At 62.8% G+C, this 15,674-nt stretch carries 17 protein-coding genes; 9 read left to right on the forward strand and 8 right to left on the reverse strand.

All coding sequences use genetic code 11. From position 1 onward, the window contains the following. Positions 1-15: 15 nt before the first annotated feature. From urtB to X751_RS1000000166330, 5 genes are all read left to right on the forward strand, one after another. The gene (gene urtB / locus X751_RS137385; protein ID WP_023746151.1) at positions 16-1,632 is read left to right on the forward strand and encodes an urea ABC transporter permease subunit UrtB; all 1,617 of its coding nucleotides are present in this window, start codon (positions 16-18) and stop codon (positions 1,630-1,632) included. Next, positions 1,629-2,861 carry an urea ABC transporter permease subunit UrtC gene (urtC, locus tag X751_RS137380; RefSeq protein WP_023746152.1) on the forward strand — a complete coding sequence of 411 codons (1,233 nt, stop codon included), beginning with the start codon at positions 1,629-1,631 and terminating at the stop codon, positions 2,859-2,861. The genes urtB and urtC overlap by 4 nt, the downstream gene beginning before the upstream one ends. Before the next feature lie 4 nt (positions 2,862-2,865). Then, positions 2,866-3,612, forward strand: a complete 747-nt coding sequence (gene urtD / locus X751_RS137375; RefSeq protein ID WP_023684623.1) for an urea ABC transporter ATP-binding protein UrtD — start codon at positions 2,866-2,868, stop codon at positions 3,610-3,612. A 69-nt stretch (positions 3,613-3,681) separates the two neighbouring features. Then, entirely contained in the window at positions 3,682-4,377 is a 696-nt protein-coding gene (gene urtE / locus X751_RS137370; RefSeq protein ID WP_023688639.1) for an urea ABC transporter ATP-binding subunit UrtE, read from the forward strand. A gap of 530 nt (positions 4,378-4,907) precedes the next feature. Continuing rightward, positions 4,908-5,084, forward strand: coding sequence for a hypothetical protein (locus tag X751_RS1000000166330; protein WP_023670936.1), 177 nt, complete (start codon positions 4,908-4,910; stop codon positions 5,082-5,084). 92 nt (positions 5,085-5,176) lie between these two features. Here the strand turns inward: X751_RS1000000166330 and X751_RS137365 are convergent, their stop codons facing one another. The 8 genes from X751_RS137365 to X751_RS137335 form a co-directional block, all read right to left on the reverse strand. Beyond that, the gene (locus tag X751_RS137365; protein ID WP_023706183.1) at positions 5,177-6,322 is read right to left on the reverse strand and encodes a GGDEF domain-containing protein; all 1,146 of its coding nucleotides are present in this window, start codon (positions 6,320-6,322) and stop codon (positions 5,177-5,179) included. Between the two features lie 314 nt (positions 6,323-6,636). Next, complete coding sequence (locus X751_RS137360) at positions 6,637-7,440, reverse strand: DUF72 domain-containing protein (RefSeq protein WP_023706184.1); 804 nt, start codon at positions 7,438-7,440, stop codon at positions 6,637-6,639. Between the two features lie 28 nt (positions 7,441-7,468). Next, positions 7,469-7,933 carry an N-acetyltransferase gene (locus tag X751_RS137355; RefSeq protein ID WP_023706185.1) on the reverse strand — a complete coding sequence of 155 codons (465 nt, stop codon included), beginning with the start codon at positions 7,931-7,933 and terminating at the stop codon, positions 7,469-7,471. Between the two features lie 34 nt (positions 7,934-7,967). Next, a complete protein-coding gene (gene uvrA, locus X751_RS137350) occupies positions 7,968-10,889 on the reverse strand; it encodes an excinuclease ABC subunit UvrA (protein ID WP_023746153.1) in 2,922 nt (973 codons plus the stop codon). Between the two features lie 785 nt (positions 10,890-11,674). After that, the gene (locus X751_RS02465; RefSeq protein ID WP_032893286.1) at positions 11,675-11,896 is read right to left on the reverse strand and encodes a hypothetical protein; all 222 of its coding nucleotides are present in this window, start codon (positions 11,894-11,896) and stop codon (positions 11,675-11,677) included. A 146-nt stretch (positions 11,897-12,042) separates the two neighbouring features. Then, entirely contained in the window at positions 12,043-12,651 is a 609-nt protein-coding gene (locus X751_RS137345; protein ID WP_023684630.1) for an ATP-dependent Clp protease proteolytic subunit, read from the reverse strand. Positions 12,652-12,680: 29 nt separating this feature from the next. Continuing rightward, positions 12,681-13,148, reverse strand: a complete 468-nt coding sequence (locus tag X751_RS137340) for an SRPBCC domain-containing protein (RefSeq protein WP_023746155.1) — start codon at positions 13,146-13,148, stop codon at positions 12,681-12,683. After that, positions 13,145-13,459, reverse strand: a complete 315-nt coding sequence (locus X751_RS137335; protein WP_023670944.1) for a metalloregulator ArsR/SmtB family transcription factor — start codon at positions 13,457-13,459, stop codon at positions 13,145-13,147. Before X751_RS137335 ends, X751_RS137340 begins: the two co-directional genes overlap by 4 nt. A gap of 133 nt (positions 13,460-13,592) precedes the next feature. Here X751_RS137335 and X751_RS137330 point away from each other — a divergent pair, with 133 nt between their 5' ends. The 4 genes from X751_RS137330 (at position 13,593) to X751_RS137315 (ending at position 15,625) form a co-directional block, all read left to right on the forward strand. Beyond that, positions 13,593-13,994: a hypothetical protein gene (locus X751_RS137330; RefSeq protein ID WP_023730163.1), complete on the forward strand. Its 402-nt coding sequence runs from the start codon at positions 13,593-13,595 to the stop codon at positions 13,992-13,994. Positions 13,995-14,204: 210 nt separating this feature from the next. Beyond that, a complete protein-coding gene (ssb, locus tag X751_RS137325) occupies positions 14,205-14,741 on the forward strand; it encodes a single-stranded DNA-binding protein (RefSeq protein ID WP_023746156.1) in 537 nt (178 codons plus the stop codon). 37 nt (positions 14,742-14,778) lie between these two features. Continuing rightward, positions 14,779-15,177, forward strand: coding sequence for a DUF2306 domain-containing protein (locus tag X751_RS137320; RefSeq protein ID WP_023746157.1), 399 nt, complete (start codon positions 14,779-14,781; stop codon positions 15,175-15,177). A 22-nt stretch (positions 15,178-15,199) separates the two neighbouring features. Beyond that, complete coding sequence (locus tag X751_RS137315; protein WP_023693390.1) at positions 15,200-15,625, forward strand: OsmC family protein; 426 nt, start codon at positions 15,200-15,202, stop codon at positions 15,623-15,625. Positions 15,626-15,674 lie beyond the last annotated feature (49 nt).

Consider the following 15,674-nt stretch of genomic DNA (forward strand, 5'->3'; position numbering starts at 1 on the left):
AAAGTATCTGAACGGATGATCCTGTCGCGCACTCTCGGCCTCATGCTGGTGTTCCTGGTGGCAAGTCTTTTGCCGTCGAACGCAGCCGAAGCCGATCTGCGCGCCATCGTCGCCAAATTCGCCACCGGCACCGGCTTTTCCGCCACGGAGGCCGTGGTGCGCGAGCTTGCCGCCACCGGCGATCCGCTGGTCGAACGACCGCTTGCCGCGCTTGCCGAGGGCAACCTCTACATCCGCAAAGCCGATTCCATGGTTTTCGTCGGCGCTGAGGCCGGCGACAGCGTCACCCTGCTCGACCCGCTGAGCGGCGAGAAAGCCGGCGATGCCGCCAAGGCCGACATCACGAAGATCAAGGTCAACAACACGCTGCGCCGCGTCATCCGCGATGCGCTGGGAACGCTGACGTTGCGCGCGAAAGATCCTTCTGTTCGCATCGCCGCCGCCGACACCATGTTCAAGACCCCCGATGCCGCCAATATCGAGCCGCTCGATGCAGCCATTGCCGCCGAGACCGACGCCAAGGTCAAGGCATTGTTCGAACAGGCGCGCGCGGCATCGGTGCTGGTCTCCGACAAGCCGGAGGCCGACAAGCTTGCCGCCATTGCCCTGATCGGCGCGCGCGGCGACCGCGACGCGGTCTCGCTGCTCACCGCGGTCGAGGCCAATGCGCAAGGCGCGGTCAAGGATGCCGCGACGGCGGCAATCGCCAGCATCAATTCGAGCCTGGCGCTGTGGGATGCCGGCCAGAACATATGGTACGGCATCTCGCTTGGCTCGGTGCTGCTGCTGGCCGCCATCGGCCTCGCCATCACCTTCGGCGTCATGGGCGTCATCAACATGGCGCATGGCGAGATGGTGATGCTCGGCGCCTACACCACCTTCGTCGTCCAGCAGGTGATCCGAACCTCATTCCCCGGCCTGTTCGACTGGTCGCTGGTGATCGCGCTGCCGCTCGCCTTCCTGGTTGCCGCTTCCGTCGGCCTGATCATCGAGCGCGGCGTCATCCGTTTCCTCTACGGCCGGCCGCTGGAAACGCTGCTCGCAACCTGGGGCGTCTCGCTTGTCATGCAGCAGGCGGTGCGCTCGATCTTCGGACCGACCAACCAGGAGGTCGGCAACCCCTCCTGGATGTCGGGATCGTTCGATGTCGGCCAACTCGCCGTCACCTGGAACCGCCTCTGGATCCTGGTCTTCGCGCTCACCGTCTTCGGCGTGCTGCTCTTTGTTATGAAGCGCACGCCCTGGGGCCTGCAGATGCGCGCCGTCACCGCCAACCGCCGCATGGCCGCCTCGATGGGCATCAGGACGCCTTGGGTCGATGCGCTGACCTTTGCGCTCGGCTCCGGCATTGCCGGCATTGCCGGCGTCGCGCTCAGCCAGATCGACAATGTCTCGCCCAATCTCGGCCGCGGCTACATCATCGACAGCTTCATGGTCGTGGTCTTCGGCGGCGTCGGCAATCTCTGGGGCACGCTGGTCGGCGCCTTCTCGCTCGGCATCGTCAACAAGGTTCTCGAACCCTATGCTGGCGCGGTGCTCGGCAAGATCGTCGTACTGGTGCTGATCATCCTGTTCATCCAGAAGCGCCCGCGCGGCCTGTTCGCGCTCAAGGGCAGGGCGGTGGAAACATGATCACGGGACGCTTCTTCGCCGCGGGTGCCGACCGTCGCATCGCCATCACTATTTTCATCCTGCTGACGGCCGCCATTATCGTGCCGCTGCTCAACCTCGCAGTGTCGCCGCAAAGCGCGTTCTATATTCCGTCCTACATCGTCGCGTTGACGGGCAAGTACCTCTGCTATGCATTGCTTGCCTTGGCGCTCGATCTCGTCTGGGGCTATTGCGGCATCCTCTCGCTCGGCCATGGCGCCTTCTTCGCCCTCGGCGGCTATGCGATGGGCATGTACCTCATGCGCCAGATCGGCTCGCGCGGCGTTTACGGCAATCCGATCCTGCCCGATTTCATGGTGTTCCTGAACTACAAGGAATTGCCCTGGTTCTGGACCGGTTTCGACCACTTCTGGTTCGCCGCCATCATGGTGCTGGCGGTGCCCGGCCTGCTCGCCTTCGTCTTCGGCTGGTTCGCCTTCCGCAGCCGCGTCACCGGCGTCTATCTCTCCATCATCACCCAGGCGATGACCTACGCGCTGCTGCTCGCCTTCTTCCGCAACGACATGGGTTTCGGCGGCAACAACGGCTTGACCGATTTCAAGGATATTCTGGGCTTCAACGTGCAGGCCGACGCCACCCGCTCGGCCCTGTTTGCCGCCAGCGCCATCATACTCGCGCTCGCCGTCTTCATCACCTGGGCGATCGTCGGCTCCAAATACGGCAAGCTGCTGATGGCGGTGCGCGACGCCGAGAGCCGCACCCGCTTCCTCGGCTGGCGGGCGGAGAACGTGAAGCTGTTTGCCTTCAGCGTCTCGGCTGTCATGGCCGGCATCGCCGGCGCGCTCTATGTGCCGCAGGTCGGTATCATCAATCCCGGCGAATTCGAGCCGTCCAATTCCATCGAAGTCGTGATCTGGGCAGCCGTCGGTGGGCGCGGCACCATTGTCGGCCCGATCGTCGGCGCGCTGCTGGTCAACGCCGGCAAATCCTGGTTCACCGGCCTGCTGCCGGAGTTCTGGCTGTTTGCGCTCGGCGGCCTGTTCGTCGCCGTAACCCTGTTCCTGCCCAAGGGCATCGTCGGCATGTGGGATTCCTGGCGCGGTAACGCTCGGGCGATGCGGGCTGCAGCGATTGCAGAGGAAGCGGGCACAGACCCTGATGCCCCGCCGCCATCGAAGATCGTGCGCAGCGCAGCAACAACGCCCGGTGCCTGGTCCGCGTCCGGGCCCGAACCGCAGCCGGCGGAATAGAGCGATGTCGAAGTCCAACACCATCCTCTATCTCGACGGCGTCTCGGTCTCCTTCGACGGTTTCCGCGCCATCAACAATCTGTCGCTGGTGCTCGACAAGGGCGAGATGCGCGCCGTCATCGGTCCCAACGGCGCCGGCAAGACGACGATGATGGACATCGTCACCGGCAAGACCCGGCCCGACGAGGGCGAAGTGTTCTTCGACGGCCAGGTCGATCTGACCCGGCACGACGAGGCGGAGATCGCCATGATGGGCATCGGCCGCAAATTCCAGAAGCCGACCGTCTTCGAAAGCCACAGCGTCGAAGACAATCTGATGCTGGCGCTGAAGGGCCCGCGCTCGATCTTTCCGGCGCTGTTCCATCGCCGCTCGGCCGGCGAAGCCAGACAGATCGACGACATCCTCGGCATCATCCGGCTGGGCGACAAGCGCCACGATCTGGCAGCCAATCTCAGCCATGGCCAGAAACAGTGGCTGGAGATCGGCATGCTGCTGGCGCAGGACCCGAAGCTGCTTTTGGTTGACGAGCCGGTCGCAGGGATGACCGATGCCGAGACCGAGGAAACCGCGCGGCTGCTCAAGGACATAGCGCGCGAGCATTCGGTCATCGTCGTCGAGCACGACATGCATTTCGTGCGCGAACTCGGCGTCAAGGTCACCTGCCTGCATGAGGGCTCGGTGCTGTCGGAAGGCTCGCTCGATTTCGTCTCGGCCGACGAGCGGGTCGTCGAAGTTTATCTCGGGAGATGAGCATGGTCTGGCGGGTGCAATTCCATCGCTTCGACTTTCCGTTCCTCCGCTTCTGGAGAAGGCGCTGACATGCTCGAAGTTTCCAACGCCACGCTCCATTACGGCGCTGCTCAGGCGCTGCGCGGTGTGTCGCTGACGGCGGGTGCCGGCAAGATCACCTGCGTGCTCGGCCGCAACGGCGTCGGCAAGACCAGTTTGATGAGATCGATCGTCGGCCACCACCGGCTGACGAGCGGAAGCGTTGCCTTCGAGGGGAAGGCGCTCGACCGGAGCGCGGCGTATGATCGCGCCCGGTCGGGCATCGCATTCGTACCGCAGGGCAGGGAGATCTTTCCGCTGCTGACGGTGCGCGAAAACCTGGAGTCCGGCTTTGCGCCGTTGAAGCGCGCCGACCGCAACGTGCCGGCGCATGTCTTCGAACTGTTTCCGGTGCTGAAGCAGATGCTGGGGCGGCGCGGCGGCGATCTCTCAGGCGGCCAGCAGCAGCAGCTCGCCATCGGCCGGGCGCTCGTCATGCGGCCGAAACTGCTGGTGCTCGACGAGCCGACCGAAGGCATCCAGCCCTCGATCATCAAGGACATCGGCCGCGCCATCCGTTATTTGCGCGATCAGGCCGGCATTGCGGTGCTTCTGGTCGAGCAATATCTCGATTTCTGCCGCGAGCTCGCCGACGAGGTCAACATCATGGACCGCGGCCAGATCGTCCACACCGGCCCGGCCGAAGATCTCGACCGGGCGGACGTCAGGAAGTTTCTGACGGTTTAACGCAGGTCGACGGCTGCACGGATCGTACACGTCGAAGATTGGCTGAAATGCCCACAATCACTTCGTCATTCTAGGGCGGAGCAAGGAGCGGAGCGACGCGCGCAGACCCTAGAATCCATGCCGCGACATCAGCCAAAGAGTGCCGCGATGCAGAACAAGATCGCTTCTGCGGCACATTGGCCATTCCACATTCTGCACCGTTAATGACGCTTCTTCGTCCCGGCATGGATCCCTGGGTCTTCGCTCCGCTTCGCGTCGCTACGCCCAAGGATGATGAAGTCGCGAAGGTCCGCACCCGTTGCGTCGGACTTTCGTCCGAGGCCGCCACACTCTGGCACGCCGAATACTGCATGCTAGTCTTTCCTAGGCCTCGGTGAGTCGGCCGCTTCCGTATCAGTCTGGTTCTGTAGCAGATCGAGGGAATATGCTGGCTCAGCCTGCAAGTTCCACGCAAGCAAGCCACCCTAGCTTCCCTCGCAGTTCTGATTGTCGGTCGATGCGTTCAGATAATCTTGCCAGGAGAATGGGCTATGGAACGGTTCGTCGAGGACCACCAGAAACGACGGCTGACAGAGCGTGTCGACATCATCACCGCCATCAACATTCTGCGCTCGCAAGGCTACCAGCAGGATGAGCTGATCGGCGAAATCACCAAGGTTTTCTACGTCGACCTCGACACTTACAACGAGATCGTCATAGCGGCCTAAAAGCGCGTCGCGCCTGAACGGCCTCATGCGACGCGCTTTGGGGTGTTGTTTTACGTGTGGTGAGGTTCAGGCCGGCTGAATATCAGCCCAGCCTACCCGGCGCGCCGGAAGGCGAGCACACGGTTGCGGCCGCCGCGCTTGGCGCCGTAAAGCGCCTTGTCGGCGGCGCTGAGCACCTTGTCGAATTTGGTGCCGCCCTCGCTGCCGAAGGCGTAGCCGGCGCTGACCGTGCAGGAGAGCAGGCGGGTCTCGGTATCGATCCGGCGCATGGCAAAACTGGCCCGGATGCGCTCGGCTATGAATTCCACCTTTTCAGGCAAGGTGCGATCGAGCACCAATGCAAATTCCTCTCCGCCCATGCGCGCGGCGACATCGCCTGGCTGGAGATTGGCGGTCAAATCCTTGGCGAACAGTTTCAGCACCTCATCGCCGGTGGCATGGCCGAACTCGTCATTGATGGCCTTGAAGCCGTCGAGATCGAACACGATCACGGCGGTGAAGGACCGGACCGGTGTTTTGCCGTGAAGGTCGAACAAAGCGCGCCGGTTGAGCAGTCCGGTCAGCGGATCGGTCAGCGCTTCGCGGCGATGATGCTGCGCCAGGCGTCCTTGGTTGAGCGCCAGCGAGAGCGCGCCGATGCCGGTCATGCAGGCGATGACGACGATGAGGCTGAAATCCTCGGCCCAGTTGCTCGGCGCATGGCCAAGCACCAGCCTGCCATCCCAGACAAGTGCACCGGAGCACAGCACGAAGGAAATTCCGGTGGCGGTGTAGAGCCCGGCAATGCCGAGGATCGGGGCAGGGAATTCCGTACGACCCTTCCAGTATTCATAGGCCGTCGCAAACAGGAGCAGCGCGGCAAAGGCATTCTCCAGCATGAAGCCCAGCCCGTCATAGCCAAGCGCTATCGGCGGCAAGGCGACTGCCAGCGAGACGCCGGCGCCGACAGCAATGCGGGGCAGCGGTGACCTCCCTGTCGTGAACTGATGGGCAGCGCCCAGCATGGTCGCGAAGCCGAGCAGCAGGAACGTGAAGCTGGCGAGGCCGAGCAGGCGTCCGGGCGCGTCGATATAGGCCTGGTAGGCGAAGACGTCGGCAACGATCAGAAGCACGCTGACCGCCCAGGTCAGCAGGAATTTTTCCGAGCGCGCGGTAAGCCAGATGCCGAACAGCGTCAGGCCGAGGCAAGCGGCGGAAAACCCGACAGCCAACAGAAGGGAACTGTAGTCGAGCGACATGCCCTCGTCCTTGCGCGCGGCGGCCGGCCTCTAGAAAGGACCCGCACCGGATTTATGCAGGAAGGAGGTATCGATAAGGTTACGATGCGCATAAGCTATCACGCTTCGGTTGATCGTAGCAATTCTGGGTTGAAACCCTTTTCAAGGGAAAGCGCTACCCGGATTTCCGGGAAAACCGGTCCGCACTCTTCCTGGAATTGCTCCTAATGCATGTCGCCCAGAAGTGTGCCGCGGTTCTGGGACAACGGCATGCATCAGGACAAAGACTTAAATCGCGACGTATGATCCGGTTCAGCGCGACGCGCTTTAACCGATCAGCTCACCCGCTTCATCAGCGCCATGGCGCCGAACGGCGCGCGCACCTTGCCCTCGGTGATGAAGTAGACGAACACGTCGCGCGGTTTCACCGGCGCGTCGAAAGTCGGATCGGCGCGCCGCAGATCTGCCGGCTGCTTGCCTTGCGCCCAGGTCTTCACCCGCGCTGCCCATTCGTCCAGGCCCTTCGGCGTATAGCAATCCGGATTGTCGTCGCTGCCGGTCTGCAGCCGCGCATAGATAAAATCGCCGGTGATGTCGGCGATACCAGGATATTTGGCATGGTCGGCATAGACGATCGCCGCCTTGTATTTGCGCGCCAGGCTCACAAATTCCGGCACGCTGAAACTGTCGTTGCGCACTTCCAGCGCATGGCGCAGCGCGACGCCATCCTGCTTTTCCGGCAGCAGCTTCAGGAAGGCCTCGAAATCGTCGGCGTCGAACTTTTTCGTCGGCGCGAACTGCCACAGGATCGGGCCCAGCTTGTCGCCCAGCGCGGCAATGCCGGAGCCGAGGAAGCGCGTCATGGACTCGCCGGCTTCGCCAAGCACGCGCCGGTTGGTGACGAAGCGATTGCCCTTCACCGAATAGACGAAACCGTCCGGCGCCTCGCCAGCCCATTTGACGAAGGTCGGCTCCTTGAAGCTGGAATAGTAGGTGCCGTTGACCTCGATGCTCGGCACCTGGCGGCTGGCATAGTGCAGCTGCTTGGCCTTCGACAGTTTGTCCGGATAGAAGGAGGTATCCCAGGGTTCGAAAGTCCAGCCACCCATCCCGGCGCGGATTGTTCCTTGGCTGATCATCGTCTTCCTCCCAGTTCTAAAAATGCGGTCAGGCTATTTTTCCAACCGGTTTGATCATGTCGACCACGGTCCATCCGGGACGGTGGGGATTGGCTCGGCGGCCCGTTTCGTGGAAGCCATAGGCCGTATAGATCTCGATGTTCCGCTCCATGCGCGAATTGGTGTAGAGCCGCACCTCCGGCACACCCCATAGCCGCGCCTGTTCCTGGGCGAAGTCGAGCAGCGCGGTGCCGAGTTTCCTGCCCTGGAAAGCGGGGGAGACCGCGACGCTGAAGATCATCGCATGATCGGGATGGCGCTCAATAACGATCAGCCCGGCGAGTTCCGCGCCGCTCTCCAAGAGCCAGACCTCGCCACGCTCGATGCGTGGCGCATAGTCCTCGGTGACTGGGAGCGGCGGCGCGCCTAACAGGGGCGTGTAGTGCTCATAGGCGGTCTGCGTCAGCGAGACGACTGCGTCGAGATCACCGGCAAGCGCCTGTCGGACTGTCATTCAAAGCTCTCCAGGCGCCCGACCGGTCTGTCAGTTACTCCGCCGCTTCGCGCTTGCCTCCGGGCCGCCGCTCCAAAAGCTCCTTCAGGAACTGGCCGGTGTAGCTGCGCTTTTCGCGCACGATCGCTTCCGGTGTGCCTTGGGCAACCAGCTCGCCGCCGCCATCGCCGCCTTCGGGGCCGAGGTCGAGCACCCAGTCGGCGGTCTTGATGACTTCGAGATTGTGCTCGATCACCACCACCGTGTTGCCCTGGTCGACCAGTTCGTGCAGCACTTCCAGCAACTTGGCGACGTCGTGGAAGTGCAGGCCGGTGGTCGGCTCGTCGAGGATGTAGAGCGTCTTGCCGGTCGCCTTGCGCGACAATTCCTTGGCGAGTTTTATCCGCTGCGCCTCACCACCCGACAGCGTCGTCGCCTGCTGGCCGATATGGATGTAGCCGAGGCCGACCTGCTTCAGCGTGTCGAGCTTGTCGCGCACCCCGGGCACGGCGGCAAAGAAATCGACGCCTTCCTCGACCGTCATGTCCAGGACGTCGGCGATCGACTTGCCCTTGAACACGACGTCGAGCGTCTCGCGGTTGTAGCGCTTGCCGTGGCAGACGTCGCACGTGACGTAGACGTCGGGCAGGAAGTGCATCTCGATCTTGATGACGCCGTCGCCCTGGCAGGCCTCGCAGCGGCCGCCCTTGACGTTGAAGGAGAAGCGGCCCGGCTGATAGCCGCGGGCCTTGGCCTCGGGCAACCCGGCGAACCAGTCGCGGATCGGTGTGAAGGCGCCGGTGTAGGTGGCCGGGTTCGAACGCGGTGTGCGGCCGATCGGCGACTGGTCGATGTCGATGACCTTGTCGAGGAATTCGAGGCCCTCGATGCGGTCGTGATCGGCCGGATGCTCGCGCGAGCCCATGATGCGGCGCGACGCCGCCTTGAACAAAGTCTCGATCAGGAAGGTCGATTTGCCGCCGCCAGACACGCCGGTGACGGCGGTGAAGGTGCCGAGCGGGATTTCGGCAGTGACGTTCTTGAGATTGTTGCCGCGCGCGCCGACGATCTTCAGCCGGCGGTTCTTCTTGGCCTCGCGCCTGACACCGGGCGTGGCTACTTCGAGCGCGCCCGACAGATATTTACCGGTGATCGAGTTGGGATTGGCCATCACCTGCTGCGGCGTGCCCTGGGCGATGATCTCGCCGCCATGAATGCCGGCGGCCGGACCCATGTCTACGACATAATCGGCATGCAGGATGGCGTCCTCGTCATGCTCGACGACGATCACCGTGTTGCCGATGTCGCGCAGATGCTTGAGCGTGTCGAGCAGGCGGGCATTGTCGCGCTGGTGCAGGCCGATCGACGGCTCGTCCAGCACATAGAGCACGCCGGTGAGGCCGGAGCCGATCTGCGACGCCAGCCTTATGCGCTGGCTCTCGCCGCCCGACAGCGTGCCGGAATTGCGCGACAGCGTCAGATAGTCGAGGCCGACATCGTTGAGGAAGCGCAGGCGGTCACGGATTTCCTTGAGAACGCGCACCGCGATCTCGTTCTGCTGGTCGTTGAGATGTGGCGGCAGTTCGGTGAACCACTGGTCGGCCTTGCGGATCGACAGCTCTGTGACTTCGCCGATATGCTTGCCGGCGATCTTCACCGCCAGCGCTTCCGGCTTCAGCCGGTATCCCTTGCAGACCGGGCAGGGCGTCGCCGACATGAAGCGCTCGATCTCCTCGCGCATCCAGGCGGATTCGGTTTCCTTCCACCGCCGTTCGAGATTGGGAATGACGCCCTCGAACGTCTTGGTGGTCTTGTAGGAGCGCAGGCCGTCATCATATTGGAAGGTGACCTCGCGCTCGCCGGTGCCGCGCAGGACGGCTTCCTTGGCCTCTTCGGTCAGGTCTTTGAACTTGTCGCCGAGCTTGAAGCCGTATGCCTTGCCCAGCGCTTCCAGCGTCTGCGCATAATAGGGCGAGGTCGATTTCGCCCACGGGCTGACGGCGCCGTCGCGCAGCGAGACGTTTTCGTCCGGCACGATCAGGCTGGCGTCGATGGCGCGCTGATTGCCGAGGCCGTCGCAGGTCGGGCAGGCGCCGAACGGGTTGTTGAACGAGAACAGCCTGGGCTCGATCTCCGGAATGGTGAAGCCGGAAACCGGGCAGGCGAATTTTTCCGAGAACAGGATGCGCTCATGCGTCTCGTTCTTCGATTTGTTGACCGAGTCCTCGCCGGTCTGGCTGGCGTCGAGCGGCCGGTCGGCGAACTCGGCCACCGCCAGCCCTTCGGCGAGCTTCAGCGCCGTTTCGATGGAATCGGCAAGCCGTGTCGCCAGGTCGCCGCGCACGACGATGCGGTCGACGACGACGTCGATGTCGTGCTTGTACTTCTTGTCCAACGCCGGCACATCGGCGATCTCATAGAAGACGCCGTCGACCTTGACGCGCTGAAAGCCCTTCTTCTGCAGCTCCAGCAGTTCCTTGCGATACTCGCCCTTGCGGCCGCGCACGATCGGCGCCAGCAGGAAAAGGCGCGTGCCTTCCTCGACCGCCAGCACCCGGTCGACCATCTGTGAAACCGTCTGGCTCTCGATCGGCAGGCCGGTCGCCGGCGAATAGGGGATGCCGACGCGCGCGAACAGCAAGCGCATGTAGTCGTAGATCTCGGTGACGGTGCCGACCGTCGAACGCGGGTTCTTCGACGTGGTCTTCTGCTCGATCGAGATGGCCGGCGACAGGCCGTCGATCTGGTCGACATCCGGCTTCTGCATCATTTCGAGGAACTGGCGCGCATAAGCCGACAGGCTCTCGACGTAACGGCGCTGGCCCTCGGCATAGATGGTGTCGAAAGCAAGCGACGATTTGCCGGAGCCCGACAGGCCGGTCATGACGATCAGGCTGTCACGCGGCAGGTCGAGATCGACATTCTTCAGGTTGTGTTCGCGTGCCCCGCGAATGGAAAGGTATTTATGGTCGGCCATCGCCGGTCGCCGCCTCAGGTCTGGTGTCAGTGGGATCGGCGGGTTTTCCCGGCCATTCCCTATGTAGGTATTTTTGCCGCCAAGTCGAGAGACGCCACACTTCTCGACCAAAGCCGTTTAACCGTCTTTCGCGCGAACGGGCAAGCGGAAAGAACAAAGACCGAACACGCTCCTGACAAAGCTGTGTGCAGAAACTGACAAGGGTGTTTCAGAAACTGACCCTGACGTAAGCTCCCGACGATCACATTTTCCGTAACCGGCTATTCAAGGTTGACGTCGTCGAATCGGGGGCGCACTCTGCCGGAGTCAACGGAGCCGGCCGTCTTTGATGGCCTCGCCGCCCATAGCGGCCTGCGAGACGCCGCAGGTTTTTGCGATTTGTGCTTCGGATTGACACCAGTCGCAACGGACATAGGAGCGGAGCATGACGCCACCGGATAGTCCCTTGAGGCTCCACCTGCTAGTGGAGCCGCGGCGGGCATAAGTGCCAGGTAGTTTCAAGGCATTGGAGTGTATGCGTCCCAACGAACGCATCGCGTCAGTCCAACAAACCACCAGACAAACCGTGACCTGCCGAATCCCACAAAAATCAGAGACGGCTAGTCGGATCGTCGGCTGAATGCCGCGAAGCATCCGAAATCAAAGTCGGTATAACACTACCGGCAGTTTGGATTTGAAATCCAAAAAAAGCCCCGACCGTTTGCGGAAGCAACGGCGGGGCTGTTCGTTTGCGAGGAAGTCGTCGACGCAGGCTTTCTCTCCCGTATAGTAGCTGGGAGAAGGGGCTACCGGCGCGGCGGCTTGATCCCACCCGTGCCGACATCGACAGTGATGCTGCCGGAAATCTTGACATCGGTGTCGCCGATCTTGAACGTGCCGTTCTCGCCGGCAGGCAGCGCGTCGTCCGGCTCCGGCCGCGGCGCGGGCTTGGCGATGCGGTAGTCGCCGGTCACGCCGGGCAGGGCGCCTTTCCGCGACGTGCTGGTGCTGCCCCCGGCAAAGGCCATGCTCGATGTCGCCGCCGTGATGGCAATGGCTATGGTCAGTCTGTTCAGGTGGTAGCGCATGGCAAGACTATAGTGCCGCGCTCAAGGCGAGGCCAGACCAGCGGCGTTGAAATTGAGGGAACACCGGCCTGCATTCGATACGGTGATCAAGCCGCTGCCTGCTTGCGAGTGTCGAAGACGTGGTCGACGAGGCCCCAGTCCTTGGCCTCCTTCGCGGTCATGAAGAAATCGCGGTCAAGCGTGCGTTCGACCTCTTCGTGGGTGCGGCCGCAATGGTGAGCGTAGAGGTCGGCCATGTGCCGCTTGGTGCGCAAAATGCCTTCGGCATGGCGCTGGATGTCGGAGGCCTGGCCCTGGAAGCCGCCCAGAGGCTGGTGCAGCACGATGCTGGCATTGGGCAGCGCGATGCGCCGCCCCGGCGTTCCCGCCATCAGCAGGAAGGAGGCCATCGACGCGGCAAAGCCCATGCACACGGTCGACACCGGGCAGCTGACATATTGCATCGTGTCGTAGATGGCGAAGCCGCTGGTCACCACGCCGCCCGGCGAGTTGATGTAGAGCGAGATCTCCTTGTCGGGATTGTCCGATTCCAGCGACAGGAGCTGGGCGCAGACCAGCGCCGACATGCCGTCATTGATCTCGCCATTCACGAAGATGATGCGCTCGCGCAGCAGCCGCGAGAAAATGTCGAAGGCACGTTCGCCGCGGCTCGATTGCTCGATCACCATCGGCACCAGATTGGCAAAGCCGCTCATCTCATTGTCTCCGTTTTGATTTTTCCGGGTCAGGCAGCGCGCAGCAACAGGCGTGGCGCGTTGGCGGCGACAGGCGGTTTGGGCTTGTATGCGCGCAGCCAGAGCCGGCAGCCGGCGCCGGCCATCGCGACCGCAGGCGTCAGGACAAACCCGTCATGGACGATGCGCAGATGCGTGCCGCCGGAAACGGTGCGGGCGAGTGTGAAGGTGACGATGCTCTCCAGCTCCTCGCGGTCGGCGTCGCCGGAACGCTCGCGCCAGGAATAGCGCAGCAGGCGCCCCGGCTCGGCATCGAGCACTTCGCACTCGATCGGCTTCTCAGGCCCGGCAAAGGCAAAGCGGCTGCCGGTTTCCGGATTGATGTCGTTCGGCATCATCCATTCCGCCAAGAGGTCCGGCACGGTCAGTGCCCGCCACACTTTTTCCGGTGCGTCCGGCAGATCGCATTCGAAGGCGAGGGCATCCTTGGCGGTCTGCGTCTGCTTTTCGTCGGTCATTGGTCCATGTCCTTCAAAACGGCCTTCAGTCTTTCGATGCGCTCCGGCCAGAATGCGCGGTAGCGTTCGATCCAGCCGAGCAGCGGCTCGAGCCCTTGCGGATCGGCGCGATAGTAGGCGTTGCGGCCGGCGCGTCTTTCGCTGACCAGGCCTGCGCCGCGCAGCACGGCAAGGTGCTGCGACACCGCCGGCTGCGACACGCTCATGCCGGTGCGCAACTCCGACACGCTCATCTCGCCGGAAGTCAGCCGCTCGTAGACGGCGCGTCGCGTCGGGTCGGCCAGGGCGCGAAAAATCTCTGCTTCGATCATGGCAAAAGCATAAGTCGATACTTATCGATTTGGCAAGGGGTGTTTTGAATGCCGCGTATTGATTGGATCCTGCCGGGCCTCTAAGCCGTGGGGAACAAGATGGGCCGATCATCGCGAGGCAGGAGTAGTATTTATGAATTCCAACGTCGATCTTTCGTCCGCCGAGAACCTCAACGAGGCTCTGAGGCTCTATCGCCGCCTCGTCCTCGGTATAGGAGCGATCGCCGTCATCGGTTTCGTGGCCGTGATCTTGTTGGCCAAGCTGGGTACGGCGCTATCGCCGCCATACGGGATTTACATCTTCGGCGAAGGATTGGGGACCTGGGGCCTGATCGCGGTGGTAGCGGCGCTCGTCGCTCAGGTGTGGTGGCACGGGCGCGCGATCGGGAAATTGCTGAATGACCCGGCTCTGAAATCTGAACCTGCAGTCGGGCTGATGTCGGCGCCAACCGTGATCGCACAGCGCGCCCATGGCATGGGCATGGAGTGGAGCGGCTTTTTCGGTCCGTTGCGACCAGCTAAAAAACGGCGCTGACGACACCGCTTCTCGCCCCTGCGTGTCAGCTAAATCCACGCGCCCGCGTCCGCGATTGCTGCCATTCCTTGACAATCCGTGGTTAACAGTATAGGAACGAAAAGGGAACAAAAACCTTGTGGGAAAAGCCAGCCGCGGCAAGCCAGGATTGTCCGCGGCCTGTAAGGTGAACGACTTGAAATTTGGTTCGGATGAGCGCGGAGAAGTGTCATGGCGGGTAGCGTCAACAAGGTCATTCTGGTCGGTAACCTCGGCGCGGACCCTGAAATCCGCCGCCTGAATTCTGGTGACCCGGTCGTCAACATCCGCATCGCCACGTCGGAAAGCTGGCGCGACAAGAACTCCGGCGAGCGCAAGGAAAAGACCGAATGGCACAACGTGGTCATTTTCAATGACCAGATCGCCAAGGTCGCCGAGCAGTACCTGAAGAAGGGCATGAAGGTTTACGTCGAAGGCCAGCTGCAGACACGCAAATGGCAGGATCAGACCGGCGCCGACAAGTATACGACCGAAGTCGTGTTGCAGAAATTCCGCGGCGAGCTGCAGATGCTCGATTCTCGCGGCGAGGGCGGCGGTCAGGTCGGCAACTATGCCGCCGGCGGCGGCAGCGCGAGCCGTGGCTCGGATTTCGGCCAGTCTGGCCCCAATGAGAGCTTCAACCGCGGCGGCAACAGCGGTGGCGGCGGTTCCAAGGGCGGCGGTGGCGGCGGCTCGTCGCGCGAACTGGACGACGAAATCCCGTTCTGAGCTGACGGTAGTCAGCGATATCTGAGGAGAGGGCGCGATGTCGCTCGGACCGCTTCTATCGGCGCGCCCTCCCATTCCATGGCACGCCTTCGCGGCCCTTGCCGCGCTGGCCATTGGCGCTACGCAACTGGCGCTGCCGAAACGCACGACGCGTCATCGTGTCGTCGGCTATGCCTGGGCGGCGCTGATGCTGGTCGTCGCCATCTCCAGTTTCTGGATCCAGCAGATACGCCTCGTCGGTCCGTTCAGCCCGATCCATCTCTTGTCGATTTTAGTGTTGATCGCCGTGCCGCTGGCGGTCTGGCACGCGCATATGCATCGGGTCGCCAAACATCGCAGGGTCATGATATCGCTGTATGTTTTCGCCCTGATCGGCGCCGGCGTGTTCACGCTGCTGCCGGGGCGGATCATGCACACGGTCGTCTTCGGCCAGTGACGCTTTCTGAAGGAAGATTGCCGTGAAAGCACGGATCAAATGGGTCGAGGAGCGCACCTTCGTCGGCGAGTCCGGCAGCGGCCACAAGGTTGTGCTGGGAACCGCCTCCGGGCCGGAAGGCAAGACGCCGGGTCCGAGCCCGATGGAACTGGTGCTGATCGGCACCGGCGGCTGCTCGGCCTATGATGTCGTCCACATCCTCGAAAAAGGCCGCGAGGCGATCGAGGACTGTGTTGTCGAACTCGACGCCGACCGGGCCGAAACCGACCCCAAAGTCTTCACCCGCATCCACATGCATTTCATCGTCACGGGCCACGCGCTGTCGCGCGACAAGGTCCAGCGCGCCATCAACCTGTCGATCGAGAAATACTGCTCGGCCTCGGCCATGCTGGCCAAGACGGCTGTCATCACCCACGATTTCGAGGTCGTCGATACGGCGGTGGAGTAGGGAGCAGGGAGCAGGGAGCAGGGAGCAGGGAGCAGGGAGCAGGGGCTGC

Source organism: Mesorhizobium sp. LNJC394B00, from assembly GCF_000502555.1.
Taxonomy (GTDB): domain Bacteria; phylum Pseudomonadota; class Alphaproteobacteria; order Rhizobiales; family Rhizobiaceae; genus Mesorhizobium.

What these genes read in the sequence shown, in the direction of transcription:
- urtC (WP_023746152.1), top strand. Translation starts at nt 1,629, where the DNA reads ATGATCACGGGACGCTTCTTCGCCGCGGGTGCCGACCGTCGCATCGCC.
- X751_RS137335 (WP_023670944.1), bottom strand. Translation starts at nt 13,459, where the DNA reads ATGATCGAAGCAGAGATTTTTCGCGCCCTGGCCGACCCGACGCGACGC.
- urtE (WP_023688639.1), top strand. Translation starts at nt 3,682, where the DNA reads ATGCTCGAAGTTTCCAACGCCACGCTCCATTACGGCGCTGCTCAGGCG.
- X751_RS137355 (WP_023706185.1), bottom strand. Translation starts at nt 7,933, where the DNA reads ATGACAGTCCGACAGGCGCTTGCCGGTGATCTCGACGCAGTCGTCTCG.
- X751_RS137360 (WP_023706184.1), bottom strand. Translation starts at nt 7,440, where the DNA reads ATGATCAGCCAAGGAACAATCCGCGCCGGGATGGGTGGCTGGACTTTC.
- urtB (WP_023746151.1), top strand. Translation starts at nt 16, where the DNA reads ATGATCCTGTCGCGCACTCTCGGCCTCATGCTGGTGTTCCTGGTGGCA.
- X751_RS137340 (WP_023746155.1), bottom strand. Translation starts at nt 13,148, where the DNA reads ATGACCGACGAAAAGCAGACGCAGACCGCCAAGGATGCCCTCGCCTTC.
- uvrA (WP_023746153.1), bottom strand. Translation starts at nt 10,889, where the DNA reads ATGGCCGACCATAAATACCTTTCCATTCGCGGGGCACGCGAACACAAC.
- X751_RS137345 (WP_023684630.1), bottom strand. Translation starts at nt 12,651, where the DNA reads ATGAGCGGCTTTGCCAATCTGGTGCCGATGGTGATCGAGCAATCGAGC.
- X751_RS02465 (WP_032893286.1), bottom strand. Translation starts at nt 11,896, where the DNA reads ATGGCCTTTGCCGGGGGCAGCACCAGCACGTCGCGGAAAGGCGCCCTG.
- urtD (WP_023684623.1), top strand. Translation starts at nt 2,866, where the DNA reads ATGTCGAAGTCCAACACCATCCTCTATCTCGACGGCGTCTCGGTCTCC.
- ssb (WP_023746156.1), top strand. Translation starts at nt 14,205, where the DNA reads ATGGCGGGTAGCGTCAACAAGGTCATTCTGGTCGGTAACCTCGGCGCG.
- X751_RS137330 (WP_023730163.1), top strand. Translation starts at nt 13,593, where the DNA reads ATGAATTCCAACGTCGATCTTTCGTCCGCCGAGAACCTCAACGAGGCT.
- X751_RS137365 (WP_023706183.1), bottom strand. Translation starts at nt 6,322, where the DNA reads ATGTCGCTCGACTACAGTTCCCTTCTGTTGGCTGTCGGGTTTTCCGCC.
- X751_RS137320 (WP_023746157.1), top strand. Translation starts at nt 14,779, where the DNA reads ATGTCGCTCGGACCGCTTCTATCGGCGCGCCCTCCCATTCCATGGCAC.
- X751_RS1000000166330 (WP_023670936.1), top strand. Translation starts at nt 4,908, where the DNA reads ATGGAACGGTTCGTCGAGGACCACCAGAAACGACGGCTGACAGAGCGT.